The sequence below is a fragment of the Mesorhizobium sp. M7A.F.Ca.MR.245.00.0.0 genome (genome assembly GCF_003997415.1).
Taxonomy (GTDB): domain Bacteria; phylum Pseudomonadota; class Alphaproteobacteria; order Rhizobiales; family Rhizobiaceae; genus Mesorhizobium.
The window spans coordinates 1-15,386 of sequence record NZ_RZTE01000071.1; the positions used below are offsets into that span (position 1 = coordinate 1).

Annotated in this window: 15 protein-coding genes; 7 read left to right on the forward strand and 8 right to left on the reverse strand. The window is 63.3% G+C overall.

The genetic code is table 11. The annotated features are described in order from the left end of the window. Positions 1–233 precede the first annotated feature (233 nt). The gene (locus EOB80_RS33440) at positions 234–1,151 is read left to right on the forward strand and encodes an EamA family transporter (protein WP_127332232.1); all 918 of its coding nucleotides are present in this window, start codon (positions 234–236) and stop codon (positions 1,149–1,151) included. Between the two features lie 169 nt (positions 1,152–1,320). After that, entirely contained in the window at positions 1,321–2,031 is a 711-nt protein-coding gene (locus EOB80_RS33445; RefSeq protein WP_127332234.1) for a sulfate transporter family protein, read from the forward strand. Positions 2,032–2,040: 9 nt separating this feature from the next. Here the strand turns inward: EOB80_RS33445 and EOB80_RS33450 are convergent, their stop codons facing one another. The 6 genes from EOB80_RS33450 to EOB80_RS33475 all read right to left on the reverse strand — a co-directional run bounded on the left by EOB80_RS33450 (position 2,041) and on the right by EOB80_RS33475 (position 6,887). Continuing rightward, positions 2,041–3,039: a proline racemase family protein gene (locus EOB80_RS33450; protein ID WP_127332236.1), complete on the reverse strand. Its 999-nt coding sequence runs from the start codon at positions 3,037–3,039 to the stop codon at positions 2,041–2,043. Positions 3,040–3,053: 14 nt separating this feature from the next. Further along, positions 3,054–3,857 (reverse strand): oxaloacetate decarboxylase, encoded by an 804-nt coding sequence (locus EOB80_RS33455; protein WP_127332238.1) that lies wholly within the window; start codon positions 3,855–3,857, stop codon positions 3,054–3,056. An 80-nt stretch (positions 3,858–3,937) separates the two neighbouring features. Next, complete coding sequence (locus tag EOB80_RS33460; RefSeq protein WP_127332240.1) at positions 3,938–4,792, reverse strand: hypothetical protein; 855 nt, start codon at positions 4,790–4,792, stop codon at positions 3,938–3,940. 72 nt (positions 4,793–4,864) lie between these two features. Beyond that, entirely contained in the window at positions 4,865–5,527 is a 663-nt protein-coding gene (locus EOB80_RS33465) for an HAD family phosphatase (protein WP_127332242.1), read from the reverse strand. Continuing rightward, on the reverse strand, positions 5,527–6,012 hold the full coding sequence (dut, locus tag EOB80_RS33470) for a dUTP diphosphatase (RefSeq protein ID WP_127321744.1): 486 nt from the start codon (positions 6,010–6,012) through the stop codon (positions 5,527–5,529). The genes EOB80_RS33465 and dut overlap by 1 nt, the downstream gene beginning before the upstream one ends. A 404-nt stretch (positions 6,013–6,416) precedes the next feature. Then, entirely contained in the window at positions 6,417–6,887 is a 471-nt protein-coding gene (locus tag EOB80_RS33475) for an Lrp/AsnC family transcriptional regulator (protein WP_127332244.1), read from the reverse strand. A gap of 115 nt (positions 6,888–7,002) precedes the next feature. On the opposite strand from EOB80_RS33475, the gene EOB80_RS33480 reads away from it, so the two are divergent. The 3 genes from EOB80_RS33480 (at position 7,003) to EOB80_RS33495 (ending at position 9,738) form a co-directional block, all read left to right on the forward strand. Further along, positions 7,003–7,251 (forward strand): DUF6356 family protein, encoded by a 249-nt coding sequence (locus EOB80_RS33480; RefSeq protein WP_127323170.1) that lies wholly within the window; start codon positions 7,003–7,005, stop codon positions 7,249–7,251. 15 nt (positions 7,252–7,266) lie between these two features. After that, positions 7,267–8,067 (forward strand): class II glutamine amidotransferase, encoded by an 801-nt coding sequence (locus EOB80_RS33485; protein ID WP_127266625.1) that lies wholly within the window; start codon positions 7,267–7,269, stop codon positions 8,065–8,067. Positions 8,068–8,397: 330 nt separating this feature from the next. Continuing rightward, positions 8,398–9,738, forward strand: coding sequence for an amidase (locus EOB80_RS33495; protein WP_245466505.1), 1,341 nt, complete (start codon positions 8,398–8,400; stop codon positions 9,736–9,738). Positions 9,739–9,763: 25 nt separating this feature from the next. On the opposite strand, the gene EOB80_RS33500 is transcribed toward EOB80_RS33495, so the two are convergent. Next, entirely contained in the window at positions 9,764–10,837 is a 1,074-nt protein-coding gene (locus EOB80_RS33500) for an FAD-binding oxidoreductase (protein ID WP_127332246.1), read from the reverse strand. Positions 10,838–11,058: 221 nt separating this feature from the next. Between EOB80_RS33500 and EOB80_RS33505 the strand changes: the two genes are divergently transcribed. Next, positions 11,059–12,651, forward strand: coding sequence for a peptide chain release factor 3 (locus EOB80_RS33505; RefSeq protein WP_127332248.1), 1,593 nt, complete (start codon positions 11,059–11,061; stop codon positions 12,649–12,651). A 131-nt stretch (positions 12,652–12,782) separates the two neighbouring features. On the opposite strand, the gene EOB80_RS33510 is transcribed toward EOB80_RS33505, so the two are convergent. Continuing rightward, the gene (locus EOB80_RS33510) at positions 12,783–13,253 is read right to left on the reverse strand and encodes a VOC family protein (protein WP_127266620.1); all 471 of its coding nucleotides are present in this window, start codon (positions 13,251–13,253) and stop codon (positions 12,783–12,785) included. 249 nt (positions 13,254–13,502) lie between these two features. Here EOB80_RS33510 and ilvD point away from each other — a divergent pair, with 249 nt between their 5' ends. Further along, a complete protein-coding gene (gene ilvD / locus EOB80_RS33515; protein ID WP_127332250.1) occupies positions 13,503–15,347 on the forward strand; it encodes a dihydroxy-acid dehydratase in 1,845 nt (614 codons plus the stop codon). Positions 15,348–15,386: the final 39 nt, after the last annotated feature.

Sequence of the window (15,386 nt, forward strand, 5' to 3'; positions counted from 1 at the left end):
ATAATCCGGCATCAAAATCTCCGCCAAAACCCGAGCCGGCTTCTTGCCACGCCGGTCCGGCGCGGGTCTAGCGATTTGAAACCGGTTTGCCTAGGGCGTGACACGCAACTTTGGCGGAACAGGCAAAAGGCGCATCAGCCGCGAGGCGCTATGACAATTCGACCGTGGCCGAAGCATTTCATCGCCGGACCGCCTACAAGCATGGCTCACCCGATCCCGTTTGAAGGCGAGCCATGCCGACAAAGAACGAGCCTGCAAAGAACGACATGACCACCGACCTTGCGCTGCTCGTCGTGCTGGCGGTGCTCTGGGGCGCCTCCTACACCTTCATCAAGATCGGCGTCGAAACCATCCCGCCGGTCACCTTCATCGCCGCCCGCACCCTGATTGCCGGTGGTATCTTGTTTGCCATCCTCCGCTGGCGCGGGCTCAGCCTGCCGGGCGATGCGGCAAGCTGGCGCCGCTTCGCCTTCCAGGCCTGCCTCAACAGCGTCATCCCGTTCACCCTGATCGCCGCGGCGGAACGTTCGGTCGATGCCGGCCTCGCCACCATCCTGAACGCGACCTCGCCGATCTTCACCTTCCTCTTGACAGCGCTCATCACCCGCCACGAGCCGGTCACGGTGCGCAAGCTGATTGGCGTCGGCGCCGGCATTGCCGGCATCTGTCTCATCATAGGCACGCAGGCACTGGGTGGTCTCGGTCACGAGTTGTGGGCGCAGTTGGCCATCGTAGCGGCAACAATCTGCTATGCCGGGGCCGCCATTTTCGGCCGCGGCTTCAAGGGTCTCGATCCGATGCTGCCTGCCGCCGGTTCGATGCTGTGCGGCGCCGTCATCCTCGTGCCCCTCAGTCTGGTGTTCGACCAGCCATGGACGCTGGCGCCATCAACGGCGTCGATCCTGGCCCTGCTCAGCCTGTCGGTCTTTTCCACCGCACTGGCCTTCGTCATCTATTTCCGCCTCATCCATACGCTGGGTTCGGTCGGCACCACCTCGCAGGCCTATCTGCGCGTGCCGATCGGCGTCGGCATCGGCGCTCTCTTCCTCGGCGAAAGTCTTGGTTCGACGGCATGGCTGGGCATGGGTTTTGTCGTAGCCGGGGTCGCCGCCATGACCATTCCGGTTCGAAAGCCAGCATTTGCGCGGTAGAGCAATTCCAGGAAAAGTGTGAAGCGGTTTTCCCGGGAAAAGCGCATAGCGCTTTCCCTTGGGATTGCGTCAAAGCACAGGAACCGGCCTCCTTGCGCTCATGCCGTGCTCTGCTTATCTCGGAAGCGTCCGCCTTTCGGCGGTGTCTGGTGACCTGAGGTAAAGCACGGTGATTTTCGACGCTGCCCGCACTGCGGCCCTTGAGTTGCTTTCGCCTCCCTTTCGGGCCGTGTTCCTCAAGACATTGGGTCTGACGCTGCTGGCGCTGGTGGCCTTGTGGTTCGGCCTGACCAGCCTCGTCGAGTGGCTCGCCCTGCCGTGGCTGCAGACGCTGTTGCCCGGCATACCGTCCTGGGCCAGCTGGCTGGGTGGCATCATCGCCGCGATAGCGCTTGCCTTCGGCATGGCATTGCTCATCGCACCGGTGACGGCTGTTGTCGCCGGCCTGTTCCTCGACGATATCGCCGAAGTGGTCGAGCGCACCGACTATCCCGGCGATCCGACCGGCCGCGCCATGCCGGCGCTGCGCTCGCTGGTGCTGTCGGCGCGATTCCTCGGCGTCGTCATTCTCGGCAACATCGTCGCCCTGCTGCTTTTGCTGGTGCCGGGCGTCAACATAGCCGCCTTCTTTATCGTCAATGGCTATCTGCTCGGGCGCGAGTTCTTCGAATTCGCTGCCATGCGCTTTCGCGGGGAAGAAGAGGCCAGGGCCTTGCGCAGGCACTATGCCGGCACGGTGTTTCTCGCCGGGCTGCTCATCGCGGCTTTCCTCGCCGTGCCGTTGCTCAACCTGCTGACGCCGCTCTTCGCCGCCGCCGTGATGGTGCATCTGCACAAGGCGATCTCGGTGCGGGAAGTGGCTCGCTCCTCGCGCCGCTGAGCATTTTCTTCAGCGCAACAGGAATCCGCGTCCGAGCTCGTCGTCCGCTTCGACGATAAACTCCGTCCTGCCACTATAATAGGCGCGGCCGCCGACGCGGGCGATGATCGCCCCGTGCGGGCCAGCCTTCGCCGTCCGCACCACGGCTCCCGAAAACCGCGAGCCGGCAATGCTTTCGAATGTGCGCGTCTGTCCGATCGCGATCTCGCCCTTGGCATGCATGGCCGCCAGCCTTGCGGTGACGCCGGAGCCGGTCGGCGAGCGGTCGACCTCCGCCTCGGCGAAGACGCAGATGTTCTTGGTCACCTCATCGGAGAAAGCATCGCGGCCATCGGTCAGGATGGTGCCGTATAGGAAGGCAAGGTCGCCGTGGTCGGGATGCGACAGCGGAAATTCGGCCTTGAGCCTGTCCGTCAGCGCCGTTGCCGCATCGACGAAATCGCGCACCCGGCTTTTGCCGAATTCGAGCCCGAATTGGTGACAATCGGCCAGCGCGTAGAAAGCCCCGCCATAGGCGACGTCGAAGCCGATCGTGCCGTGGCCCGCCAGCTCTATTGTCTGGCCGCCGGCGAACAGGAACGCTGGCACGCTTTCGAACGACACCGCACCGGCCTTGCCGTCCCTGACCTCGACGGAGGCGACGACCAGCCCGCACGGCGCCTCGATATTGACTGTCGTGATTGGTTCCTGTTTCGCCACCAATCCTTCATCTACGGCGTAGCGGCCGAGCGCGACGATGGCGTGGCCGCACATCGTCGAATAACCCTCATTGTGCATGAACAGCACGGCGAGGTCGGCGCCGGGCAGGTCGGGTTCGACCAGCAAGGCGCCATACATGTCGTAATGGCCGCGCGGCTCGAACATCAGGATCTTCCTGAGATGATCGAGATGGTCGCGCACATAGGCGCGCTTTTCTAGGATCGTGCCCTTGGGGACACTGGGATAGCCGCCGGTGACGATCCTGAGCGGCTCGCCGCCGGTATGCATATCGACGACGGTGAGCGTCATGCGATGGGCCCCGTTCAAGCTGAAGACTTGCCGAAGAGGGCCTGCAATTTGCCGAATGGCATGGCGGCGCGGGTGAAGCCGAAGGTGCCGTCCTGCTGGATCTCGCGCGCCGCCGTTTCCAGCATGCCATAGGCGAAATTGGTCAGCCACGGCCCGAGCGAGATGCGCTTGACGCCGGCCATGGCGAGGTCGGCGATGGTGAAGCCAGGCTTTGCCATGACATTGACCGGCTTGCTGACCGCCGAGCAGAGCGTGCGGATCATCTCGACGTCGGCGATGCCTGGCGCGTAGAGCACGTCGGCACCGGCCTTCTCGAATGCCTGCAGCCGCTTGATGGTGTCGTCGAGGTCGGACTTGCCCCACAGGAAATTCTCGGCCCGCGCGGTGAAGACGAAATCGCGCTTCAGCGCCCGCGCCGCTTCCACCGCCGCCGCAACGCGCTCGACGGCGTGCGCGAAATCATAGATCGGCTTGTCCGGATCGCCGGTGTGGTCCTCGATCGAGCATCCGGCAAGACCGGCCGCTTCCGCCGCGAAGATGGTTTCGGCGGCCTGCTCGGCGCTGTCGCCCTTGCCTTTCTCGAGGTCGGCGGAGACAGGCAGGCTGGTCGCCGCCGTCACCTCGCGGCAATGGTGGATCATCTGGTCGAAGGTTACGGCGCCATCCGGCAGGCCGCGTGAAAAAGCAAAGCCGGCGCTGGTCGTCGCCAGCGCCGTGAAACCGAACGAGGCCAGCAGCTTCGTCGTGCCAATATCCCAGGGATTGGGCATGACGAAGGTCGAGGCATGCAGGTCGCGAAAGATCTTGCCCTTGTCCATGGTAGTTCCCCCATCATGTGCGGTGTGGCTAAGCGGATTTTATCCTGCCCGATTTGACCGGGCAAACGAATGCGGTTGGTTCAGAAGCGATTGGCGTTCTCTCCTGCCAATTTGTCCAGCGCGTCGGAATCCTTGGTGTAGCGCGATGTCTTCTTGTCCCAGTGATAGGTGACGGAGATCTCGTGGGACTCTGGTCTGGGCGGAGTGTCGTCGCAGCTTTCGCCGTTCAGCACAGTAGAGTCGGTCACGGTCACCTTGATGGCGGCATAAGGCTGACCATCGGCAATGCCCTGAAAAGCTACATCCTGCTTGCGGCTGTAGGCGCACAGGTTTTCATCGAACGTATAGATCATGTCGATCGGTTCGAACTTGTCGTCGCGGATCATGATCAGCGGCGTGATCACATAGTTCTGGCTCGAATTGAAATGCGCGCTCATGGTGATGAGGACGTCATCGTTGGCGCCGACGGAAAGCTTGCCCGGTTCGCGGAAATAGGTGCCGCGGTCGAGCGCGACATTGACGGCGTCGAGCAGCTTTGGCTTGGCCGTGATGTCGTAGAGCGCCAGCACCGCATAGCCTTCGGCGCTGTCGGGAGAATCGCCAAGGTCGAACAGCATGGTCAGCCGATCCTTGCCGCCGGCCTTGATGGCGAGCACCGCGGCATTGGAAAAGCCCGAAGTCTCGGGCGGCGAACCGCCGCTGTCCGGTCCCTCGATATGACGCATCTCGATCGGCAACCCACCCCTGTAGAAGCCGTGATTGTCCGCGGCAAGATCCGGAATGACCATCCTCGCGAGGTCGAGATAGGTGACATCCGTGCGGCCGGGCAGAGCGCTGCCGAGCTCCGGAAAGCTGATGGCTTGCGCGCCGGCCGCGGTCCATAGAAACGGCGCCAGCATCAAGGCGAGGATGAGGCGGAGCAGGCTGGGGTTCATGCGTGGCCTCGAGTTGGCGGCGCCAAGCTAGCACGGACAATCGAGGCGTACAGCTGCAGGCTGAAGATCAGGTCAGTGGATCGGCACCAGCCCGGCCAGCTCGCGCATGTCGTCGAACAGGATGCCGCCGGCCTGGATCAGGCCGGCGCGGTCGGAATAGGGATCGGCATGGTAGGAAAACACCCGCATGCCGGCGGCGATCCCGGCCTGCGTGCCGGCGACGCTGTCCTCGATGACGATGCAGTCGGCAGGCGCGAAGCCCATGGTCTTGGCCGCATGCAGGAACAGGTCCGGGAACGGCTTGCCACGGCTGACCATGGTCGAGGAAAACATCGCGTGTTCGAACAGCGGCAGCAGCCCGGTCTGGCCAAGCGTGATGTGCATCTTCGACACCCGGGCCGAGGTGGCGACGCAATAGGCGATACCGGCTGAACGCACGGCTTCGACGAACTCGCGGACGTAGGGGATCGCTTCGACGCCGTGGGCAAACAGGTCCGGCAGGCCGGCGTTCCAGCGATCGACGAAACCGGCGCCGAGCCTGACGCTGGTCTCTTCTTCGATCTCTTTCTGCACCGACGCCATGCTGCGGCCGGAGAAATTCTTGCGGCAATATTCGAAGCTTGTCGGATAGCCGGCAGCGGTCAGCCATTCGGCGAGACGCCGATTGGCCAAATTCTCTGTATCGACCAGGATCCCGTCGCAGTCGAAGATGACAAGCTTAGGCAGTTTAGACATCAGGCGGTGCCGGTCGATCCGAATCCGCCCGCGCCACGCGCCGTACCACCGGCCAGACTGCGCTCTTCCACGGTCGCCTGGGCCACCGCAGCGAAGATGATCTGGGCGATGCGCATGCCGCGCGTCACGGCAAAGTCCTCGTCGCCGAGATTGATCAGCAGCACCTTCACCTCGCCGCGATAGTCGCTGTCGATGGTGCCGGGCGTGTTGAGGACAGTCAGGCCGTGCTTGAAAGCAAGTCCGGAGCGCGGCCGCACCTGGCCCTCCATGCCTTCCGGAATTTCCAGGATCAGCCCGGTCGGCACCAGAGCGCGCTTTCCCGGAAGGATCAGCAGCGGCCGGTCGTCCGGCACAGCGGCGCGCAGATCCATGCCGGCGGCACCAGTGCTTTCATAGGCGGGAAGGGGAAGTCCTTCAGCATGCGGCAACCTGACGAAGCCGACGGTCGGACCGATGACGGAGGAAGTTTGAAGGGCTGCGCGCATAAAATCGATCCTATCGGCGCGAACGGCGATTCGGTCAACTCGACTGTAAATCTATCAACGGCTTTCTTTTGGGCGGCACGATGGCCGGTCCGGTAGTGTGTCGCCTAACTGTTCGAATTTCGATATGTTGGCCGCATGGATAATCAGGCCGATGACCAACCCGACATCTTAGCCCTATTGAGAAGCACTGCAGAGTCTAGCAAGCGTCTCGCTGAGGCCATGTTGAAGGCCTATGCAGCAAACGCTTTGCCAGAACCAGCGACGCCGGACGATATCGCTCATTGGAAACAGGTTTTGGTGGATGCCAAGTCAGAATTGCTAAGGCTACACGAGGCCCACCGGACCTAAAGACCAGAAGCGCCCAGTTCATACCGAGACACTACCCAATCCCACATGCGGTGCCCCTAACGCAGTTCCATCGGAACGACGGTCGTTTCCTTGATTTCCTCCATCACGAACGACGCGGAAACGTCCGACAGCGCCACCTTGGCAATCAGCCGCTGATAGAGCCGGTCATAGGCCTTCACGTCGGCGACGCGGGCGCGCAAGACATAATCGAGGTCGCCGGACATGCGGTAGACGCCGATGATCTCGGGAAAGCCGGTCACCGCCGCCCGAAACTTCTGCAGCCACTCCGGATCGTGGTTGGACGTGCGGATCAGGATGAAGACGGAAAGGCCAAGCCCGAGCTTTTCGGCATCGACCAGCGCCACCCTGCCGGTGATCACACCAGCCTCTTCCAGCCGCCTCACTCGGCGCCAGCAGGCATTGCGCGACAGCGCCACCCGTTCCGACAGCTGGTCGACCGACAGCGTGCCGTCGCGTTGCAGCTCAGTGAGCAATTTCCGGTCGATTTCGTCAATTTCCAGCGTCATGTGGGATGTTTGTCCCAAGGATCACCGAAATACAAGGACATTTTGAGACCGATGAACCGGCGAAGCGTGTCAGGATACTCATATCAGGAACTTGAAGCGCTGAAGGGGAACCAGCATGTCGGTCGCCAAGATTTTCACCTCTCATCCGGCCAAGGTCGGCGAAACCTATTTCAGCCACATGGGCTTTGCCGCCTGGTTTTCGTCGCGCCTGTTGATGGCGGCTTGTGCTGCGCTCGTTCATGCTTTCTTGCCATTTCTGTTTGAAACTACCGCCAGCCGAATCGTTCGCGAGCTTTACGAGCGGACGCACAACAGAGGCACACACGCGATCAAGGAGCCTGCGGCTCTTATGGATCGCGCCTAGAGGACGACAGAAGCGATGTGCCGGTGGGCGGCCTATCTCGGTGAAGCGGTCTTTCTCGAAGACATCCTCACGGCGCCCTGTCACTCGCTGATCGCCCAGAGCCATTGCGCCCAGGAAGCGAAATCGCCGACCAATGGCGACGGCTTCGGCCTTGCCTGGTATGGCGACCGCCCGGAGCCGGGTCTCTATCGCGATATCCTGCCGGCCTGGTCCGATCCCAATCTGAAAAGCCTGTGCCGGCAGATCAAATCCGGCCTGTTCCTCGCCCATGTACGGGCGTCCACCGGCGGCGCCACCAGCCGCATGAATTGCCATCCGTTCATCTCCGGCGCCTGGTCGTTCATGCACAACGGCCAGATCGGCGGCTTCGAGAAGATCCGCCGCGCGCTGGAGAATTCGCTGTCAGACGCCGTCTTCGACCAGCGCGAAGGCACCACCGATTCCGAACTCTTTTTCCTGCTGATGATCGACGAAGGGTTGGCCGGCGATCCGCAAGGCGCGGTGTCCCGCGCCACTAGCCGCGTGCTCGAAGCCTCGCGCCGCGCCGGCCTCGAACCAGCGCTGAAGCTCACCGCCGCCTTCTCGGATGGACAGGCGTTGCATGCGGTGCGCTATGCCACCGACGCCCACGCGCCGACGCTCTACACCTCCGTCTTGCGCAAGGGTGGCGGCCGCTGCATCGTGTCCGAGCCGTTCGACCGCGAGGGCGGCGACTGGCAAGCGATCCCGCCATCGAGTTTTGTCACGATGACGCGGGACGGCATCAGCATTCGCCCGTTTGCTCCAGCGGCGGCAAAGCTGGCGCTGGTCGGGTAAGTTTCTTCGCCGGATCGCAAATGCTGCAAAGTCGCGGGCCAGCGCCCCCCTCTGTCCTGCCGGACATCTCCCCCTCAAGTGGGGAGATTGGCAGCTTCGCCGACCGCGCGTTCTTGCAACGTTGAAGATTGGCGAAAGCCGTGACGCTATCCAATCTCCCCACTTGAGGGGGAGATGGCGGGCAGGCCAGAGGGGGGCGCCGTAGAGTGCCGACATCGGCAGCACAACTTCGATCAAGCACTAGCGAATACCGAATGCTCAACTCCGCTTGAAATCGCGCCGCGTTCCGCCATTTGGTCAGGCACGCGCGGCCAAGCCGGAGCATTCCTCATGGACATCGCCTTCTCCTCAACCGTCGAACTGGCCGCAGCCATCGCAAAGCGCAAAATCTCCGCCGTCGAAGCCCTCGACGCCCACCTGGCGCAGATCGATGCCCACAACGAGGTCGTCAACGCCGTCATCTCGCTCGACAGGGAAGGCGCCCGCGAGCGTGCCAAGAAGGCGGACGCTGCCCAGGCGCGCGGCGCCGCACCCGGACCTCTTCATGGCGTGCCGTTCACGCTGAAAGACATGCACGAAACGTCAGGCATAAGGACCACGGTCGGCTTCTCGCCCTTTGCCGACTATGTCGCCAAGCAGGACAGCCCGGTCGTCATCAGACTGAAAGCGGCCGGCGGCGTGCTGATGGCCAAGACCAATGTCGCGGCCATGCTTTCGGACTGGCAATCGAACAACCCGCTGTTCGGCCGCACCAACAATCCATGGAATCTCCAGCGCACGGCAGGCGGCTCCAGCGGCGGCGCGGCAGCGGCAATTTGCTCGGGGATGACGCCGTTCGACGTGGGCACAGACATGCAGGATTCGATCCGGCTGCCGGCCGCCTTCTGCGGTGTTTATGGCTTGAAGCCGACGGAGCATCGTGTCTCGCTGGCCGGTGCCTTCCCCGATCCCGGCGGTGCCGCGCGCAGCGTGCGGCTGATGTCCTGCCTCGGGCCGTTGGCGCGCAGCGTGCAAGATTTGGCGCTGATCTATCAAATCATCGCCGGCCCGGATGGAAGCGACACCGATCTTGCCCCGGTGCCGGTCCAGGATATGCCGAAGCTCGACCCTAGGACATTGCGCATCGCCTTCGCGCCGTCCTTTCCCGGCTTTCCGGTGGCCGGCGACATCAGCGCCGCGGTCGAAAACCTCGCAAGGCAGCTGCAATCGGCCGGTGCCCTCGTTAAGGAGGCAAAACTGCCGAAACTCGATCTGCACCACGATCTGGAGCAGGGCGGCGCGCTGATCGGCATGATGCTGGAGGCCGCCCAGCCGGAGTCGCCGGAGAACCCGACACCGGTCTCGCATTGGTTCGAGGCACTCGCCCGCCGCGACCGGTCCATTCTCGCCTGGGACCGGTTTTTCGAAAACCATGACGCGCTGCTCTGCCCGGTGGCCATGACTTCCGCCTTCCCGCATTGCGAGCCGGGCACGCCGATCACGGTCGACGGCAAGGAGCAGAGCTACTGGATGCTGCCGGCCTATGGCGCCGTCTTCAACTACAGCGGCCATCCGGCGCTTTCCATCCCATGCGGACAGGGCAGCGAGGGCTTGCCGATCGGCTTGCAACTGGTCGGCAAACGCTGGTCGGAGTCACAGCTGCTCGGCATCGCCAGGCAATCGAACCACTGACCGGCGGCTTTCGGCGTCCGCCCGCCTATTGAGCGAAACGCGACAATCCATAAGGGGCAAGTAAGGGGTCGCGCTCGCCGTCGAGGATTTCCCGAGCGGCGAACAGGCCGATGGCCGGCGCCAACGTGATGCCGGAATGCATGACGGCGACATAGACACCGTCCAAGCCCTCGGCGCGGCCAATGATCGGAAAGCCGTCGATCGGCGTCGGCCGGTAGCCGACCGTGTGGAAATCGAGTTCCAACCCATCGCTGTCGCGCAGCATGGCCTTCATGGCCGCAAACAGGGCGTGGGCGGTGGCTTCGGCATCCATGCCCGGATCGGCGCCGCCGAAATCCGAGCCGGCGATGATGCGGCCTTCCGCCGTCTGGCGCATGTGCAGCCGCTCGGCCAGCACCAGCCCGTTGAGCAGCTTTTCGTGCGGTCGCGAATGGACGATCAGGCCGGGCGGCGTTTCGATCGGCAGGTTGATCCCGGCGGTCGCGGCGATCTCCGGCGAGCCAACGCCGGCCGCGACCACCACCTCGTCCGATGCAATCAGGCCATGCGATGTGTCGACACCGGTGATCCTGCCGCCGGTCTGGACCAGGGCCGTCACCGTGCTGGAGATGGTCTTCGCGCCATGTCGCTTCGCGTCTGCCAATAGGGCACGGACGGCGGCCACGGGCTCTGCGACACCTTCTTCGGCAACATGCAGGGCAAAATCCGGAAGCTCGGTGAGATTGGGTTCGATGCGCGCTGCACCGGCGCGGTCGACTTGGCTGATGCCATAGCCCCAGGCGGAATGTTCCGTGGCGTAGGTTTCCATGTCGGCCGCCGGTAAGTCCCAGCACAGGCCGCCGCACCAGCTCAGCGGCAGGTCGGGCAGGTCCTGCGCCAGCCGCGACCATTCGGCCATGGCGCGGGTGCGCAGCCGGAAATAGGGCTCCGGATTGCCCCAGCTGGCGTTGATCCAGGCGAACGAATTTGGCGTCGCCACCCCACCGGCAGCACTGTCGGCAATCACCGTCACTTGCGCACCCGCTCTGCTCAGATGCCAGGCGATGGAGGCGCCGATGATACCGGCGCCGATGACGATCACTTCTTTAGCCGCTGTCATGCTCGCTCCTTTGGCTCGTGATTTCTGACGGACGCACACCCAAGTGCCATCCCGTTCGCCGCTTGCCAATGTCGAGCAGCGCGAAACATGCGGCAATGCGCTGGCTTGAGCCACGGCGTGATCGGCTGCATGCCCAGACGAAGAGGTGGGCCGGCCGGAGCGGTCGACAGCCTGCCACTGCGCTGCTAGAAGCCCGACCTGTCACACGGAAATCCCAGAGAATGCCCGAAGCAATAGAAGAAGAAGTGGCGCGCCGCCGCACCTTCGCGATCATCGCGCACCCGGACGCCGGCAAGACGACGCTCACCGAAAAGCTGCTGCTGTTCGGCGGCGCCATCCAGCTCGCCGGCGAGGTCAAGGCCAAGAAGGACAAGATCCAGACGCGGTCCGACTGGATGAAGATCGAGCGCGAACGCGGCATCTCGGTCGTCACCTCGGTGATGACCTTCGAGTATGAGGACAATGTCTTCAACCTGCTCGACACGCCCGGCCACGAGGATTTCGCCGACGACACCTACCGCACGCTGTCGGCGGTCGACTCGGCGGTCATGGTCATCGATGCCGCCAAGGGCATCGAGCCACGCACGCTGAAACTGTTCGAAGTCTGCCGCCTGCGCGACATCCCGATCATCACCTTCGTCAACAAGATGGATCGCGAAAGCCGCGACCCGTTCGAGATCCTCGATGAAATCGAGCAGAAGCTGGCGCTCGACACCGCGCCGATCACCTGGCCGATCGGCCGTGGCAAGACGTTCTCCGGCACCTACCATCTGGCGCTGAACGCCGCGCGCAAGGGCGACGACGAGAAGGAACGCACGCCGGTCAACGGCCCCGATTCCAACCGCGTCGCCGGGCTGCTGCCCGAAAACGAGCGCGAAGCCTTCATCGAGGAACTGGAACTCGCGCGAGAAGCGTGCAGACCCCTTGATATTGAGGCCTTCCGCGAGGGCCATCTGACGCCGGTCTATTTCGGTTCGGCGCTACGCAACTATGGCGTGCGCGACCTGATCGAGGCACTCGGCGCTTTTGGACCGCCGCCGCGCGCGCAGGAGGCCGACACCCGCAAGGTCGAGGCGACCGAAGAGAAGATGACGTCCTTCGTCTTCAAGATCCAGGCCAACATGGATCCCAATCACCGCGACCGCATCGCCTTCGTCCGTGTCTGTTCGGGCAAGCTCGAGCGCGGCATGAAGGCCAAGCTGGTGCGCACGGGAAAACCGATGTCGCTGTCGGCGCCGCAGTTCTTCTTTGCCCGGACCCGCGTTACCGCTGACGAGGCTTTTGCCGGTGATGTCGTCGGCATCCCCAACCATGGCACGCTGCGCATCGGCGACACGCTGACCGAAGGCGAGGAGATACTGTTCCGCGGCGTTCCGAATTTCGCCCCGGAAATCCTGCGTCGTGTGCGCCTCGGCGACGCGATGAAGGCGAAAAAACTCAAGGAAGCGCTGCACCAGATGGCAGAGGAGGGCGTCGTGCAGCTGTTTTCGCCGGAGGATGGCTCGCCGGCCATCGTCGGCGTCGTCGGCGCGCTGCAGCTCGACGTGCTGAAGGAACGGCTGAACTTCGAATACACGCTGCCGGTCGAATTCGAGATGTCGCGGTTTTCAGTCTGCCGCTGGATATCGGCCGACGACAAAGCCGAGACGCTTCGCTTCATCGAGGCGCATCGCGGTGACATCGCCCGCGACCTCGACAATGATCCGGTGTTCCTCGCCCAGCACGCTTTCTCGCTGAACTACGAAGCGGAACGCTGGAAGGCGATCAAGTTTGCCACGATCAAGGACTATCAGGTCCGCGACAAGGCGGCGTAGGCGCCAGTTTTCCCTTCTCCCCGTTCACGGGGAGGTGAGGAGTGGTCCGCGCAGCGGGCGAAAAGCCAATTGCTTGGCTTTTCGAACGAGGAACGCCCGAAGGGCGGATGAGGGGCAGCGCCGACCCTCGACTATCCTCTCGCCGCTTCCTCGATCCTGGCGATGTCGATCTTGCTCATCTGCATCATCGCCGACATCACGCGGCCGGCCTTGGCCCGGTCCGGATCCAGAAGCAGGCGCGGCAGCTGCTCCGGCACGACCTGCCAGGAGACGCCGAATTTATCCTTCAGCCAGCTGCATTGCGACGGTTGGCCGCCACCTTCGATGAGCTTGTCCCAGAAGTAATCCACCTCTTCCTGCGTCTTGCAGTCGATCGACTGCGACATCGCCTCGGTGTGCTTGAACTGCGGTCCGCCGTTGAGCGCCTGGAACTGCACGCCGTCGAGTTCGAACGTGGTCACCAGCACTTTGCCTTCATCGGCGTGGCCCTCGGGCCAGCGCATCACGCTCAGCACCTTCGAATTCTTGAAGATGGAGACGTAGAAATTCATGGCCTCTTCGGCCTGGCCGTCGAACCACAGGCAGGTGGTGATCTTTTGCATGTCGTGCTCCTCGGGTTGTTTGGTTGCGTTACGGCGAAACGGCTGACTCCGAACGCGGTGCCATTTCCATGTCGTCTGCCCAAGGACGGGCATGCAGTGCGCCATCCGACAGTGCCACGCATTTTTTTGAGAGAATCTGGCGCATTGCAAAATTGTGGCCAGACCGGGCTTGCGCGTCTATAACGCCTGCGGTCCGAATTCAGCTCCGCCGCGCCATGCCTCGCCGTGGCCAGCCACCAAGGAAAAAACATGCCTGCCTATCGCTCCCGCACCACAACCCATGGCCGCAACATGGCCGGCGCACGCGGCCTCTGGCGCGCCACCGGCATGAAGGACTCGGATTTCGGCAAGCCGATCATCGCGGTGGTCAACTCCTTCACCCAGTTCGTGCCGGGCCATGTCCATCTGAAGGATCTCGGCCAGTTGGTCGCGCGCGAGATCGAGAAGGCCGGCGGCGTCGCCAAGGAATTCAACACCATCGCCGTCGACGACGGCATCGCGATGGGCCATGACGGCATGCTCTATTCGCTGCCGTCGCGCGAGCTGATCGCCGATTCCGTCGAATACATGGTCAATGCTCACTGTGCCGACGCCATGGTCTGCATCTCCAATTGCGACAAGATCACGCCCGGCATGCTGATGGCATCGTTGCGCCTCAACATCCCGACCGTCTTCGTTTCCGGCGGTCCGATGGAAGCCGGCAAGGTGGTGCTCGCCGGCAAGACGCAGGCTCTCGACCTGGTCGATGCCATGGTGGCGGCCGCCGACGACAGGGTCTCCGACGAGGACGTCAAGGTCATCGAGCGCTCGGCCTGCCCGACCTGCGGCTCCTGCTCGGGCATGTTCACCGCCAATTCGATGAATTGTTTGACCGAGGCGCTTGGCCTGTCGCTGCCCGGCAACGGCTCGACATTGGCGACGCATGCCGACCGCAAACGGCTGTTCGTCGAGGCCGGCCACCTGATCGTCGATCTCGCCCAGCGTTACTACGAACAGGATGACGAGACGGCTCTGCCGCGCAACATTGCCTCGAAGGGCGCCTTCGAGAACGCCATGACGCTCGACATCGCCATGGGCGGCTCGACCAACACCGTGCTGCACATCCTGGCTGCCGCCCATGAAGGCGAGATCGATTTCGATCAGGACGACATCGACGCGCTGTCGCGCAAGGTGCCGGTGCTGTGCAAGGTTGCTCCGGCCAAGTCCGACGTGCACATGGAAGACGTGCACCGCGCCGGCGGTATCATGGCCATCCTCGGCCAGCTCGACAATGCCGGCCTGCTCAACCGCGACCTGCCGACGGTGCACACGCGAACGCTGGGCGAAGCGCTCGACCATTGGGATATTTCCCGCACGACCAGCCAGAGCGTGCGTGATTTCTTCCTCGCCGCCCCTGGCGGCGTGCCGACACAGGTCGCTTTCAGCCAGGACCGCCGCTGGGACGAACTCGATCTCGACCGCGAGAAAGGCGTCATCCGCTCGACCGAACATCCCTTTTCCAAAGATGGCGGCCTCGCCGTGCTGAAAGGCAATCTGGCTCTCGACGGCTGCATCGTGAAGACCGCCGGCGTCGATGAATCGATCCTGAAGTTCACCGGCCCGGCCCGCGTCTTCGAAAGCCAGGATTCCAGCGTCAAGGCGATCCTGTCCAACGAGATCAAGGCCGGCGATGTGGTCGTCATCCGCTATGAAGGGCCGCGCGGCGGCCCAGGCATGCAGGAAATGCTTTATCCAACCAGCTATCTGAAGTCGAAAGGGCTCGGCAAGGCCTGCGCCCTGGTCACCGACGGCCGCTTCTCGGGAGGCACGTCGGGCCTGTCGATCGGCCATGCGTCGCCGGAAGCCGCCGAAGGCGGGCTGATCGGGCTGGTGCAGGAGGGCGATACGATCGAGATCGACATCCCGAACCGCAGCATCCGCCTGGCTGTCGATGAGGCGGAACTCGCTGCCCGCCGGGCGGCGATGGAGGCCAAGGGCGCCCTGGCCTGGAAGCCCGAGGAAAAGCGCAAGCGCAAGGTGACGACCGCCTTGCGAGCCTATGCCGCCATGACGACCAGCGCGGCCAAGGGCGCGGTGAGGTTTGTGCCGGAATAGAGCAGTTCTTCCTTCTCCCCTTGTGGGAGAAGGTGGCCT

Bases quoted from the DNA above. Each gene is read 5' to 3' on its own strand.
- EOB80_RS33480 (WP_127323170.1), top strand. From the start codon at position 7,003: ATGTCGGTCGCCAAGATTTTCACCTCTCATCCGGCCAAGGTCGGCGAA.
- EOB80_RS33485 (WP_127266625.1), top strand. From the start codon at position 7,267: ATGTGCCGGTGGGCGGCCTATCTCGGTGAAGCGGTCTTTCTCGAAGAC.
- EOB80_RS33505 (WP_127332248.1), top strand. From the start codon at position 11,059: ATGCCCGAAGCAATAGAAGAAGAAGTGGCGCGCCGCCGCACCTTCGCG.
- EOB80_RS33455 (WP_127332238.1), bottom strand. From the start codon at position 3,857: ATGGACAAGGGCAAGATCTTTCGCGACCTGCATGCCTCGACCTTCGTC.
- dut (WP_127321744.1), bottom strand. From the start codon at position 6,012: ATGCGCGCAGCCCTTCAAACTTCCTCCGTCATCGGTCCGACCGTCGGC.
- EOB80_RS33495 (WP_245466505.1), top strand. From the start codon at position 8,398: ATGGACATCGCCTTCTCCTCAACCGTCGAACTGGCCGCAGCCATCGCA.
- EOB80_RS33510 (WP_127266620.1), bottom strand. From the start codon at position 13,253: ATGCAAAAGATCACCACCTGCCTGTGGTTCGACGGCCAGGCCGAAGAG.
- EOB80_RS33460 (WP_127332240.1), bottom strand. From the start codon at position 4,792: ATGAACCCCAGCCTGCTCCGCCTCATCCTCGCCTTGATGCTGGCGCCG.
- ilvD (WP_127332250.1), top strand. From the start codon at position 13,503: ATGCCTGCCTATCGCTCCCGCACCACAACCCATGGCCGCAACATGGCC.
- EOB80_RS33450 (WP_127332236.1), bottom strand. From the start codon at position 3,039: ATGACGCTCACCGTCGTCGATATGCATACCGGCGGCGAGCCGCTCAGG.
- EOB80_RS33500 (WP_127332246.1), bottom strand. From the start codon at position 10,837: ATGACAGCGGCTAAAGAAGTGATCGTCATCGGCGCCGGTATCATCGGC.
- EOB80_RS33440 (WP_127332232.1), top strand. From the start codon at position 234: ATGCCGACAAAGAACGAGCCTGCAAAGAACGACATGACCACCGACCTT.
- EOB80_RS33475 (WP_127332244.1), bottom strand. From the start codon at position 6,887: ATGACGCTGGAAATTGACGAAATCGACCGGAAATTGCTCACTGAGCTG.
- EOB80_RS33465 (WP_127332242.1), bottom strand. From the start codon at position 5,527: ATGTCTAAACTGCCTAAGCTTGTCATCTTCGACTGCGACGGGATCCTG.